The 294-nt window shown below is 54.4% G+C and carries 1 pseudogene; it reads left to right on the top strand.

What is annotated here, in order from left to right:
• A pseudogene (locus PZH32_RS14190) lies at positions 1-294 on the top strand (preprotein translocase subunit SecY); the annotation flags it as partial.

Here is a 294-nt window from a genome sequence, read left to right on the forward strand (position 1 = left end):
CCCCGAAGAGACGGCGGACAACATTCGCAAGCAGGGCGGCTTTATTCCCGGCGTTCGTCCCGGTACGGCCACGGTGTAGTACATCAAGAACGTCATTAATCGCGTGACGCTGCCGGGCGGCATCTTCATCGCGCTTATTGCCGTTGTGCCCACCATCATCTTCTTCTTCACGAACAACCAGCTTATTCAGGCGTTCGGTGGCACCTACATTCTCATTATGATCGGCGTTGCCCTTGACACCATGAGCAAGGTGGAGTCGCAGCTGAAGATGTACAACTACGAAGGCTTCTTCAA

The organism is Adlercreutzia equolifaciens, from assembly GCF_029076695.1.
Classification (GTDB): Bacteria; Actinomycetota; Coriobacteriia; order Coriobacteriales; family Eggerthellaceae; genus Adlercreutzia; species Adlercreutzia equolifaciens_A.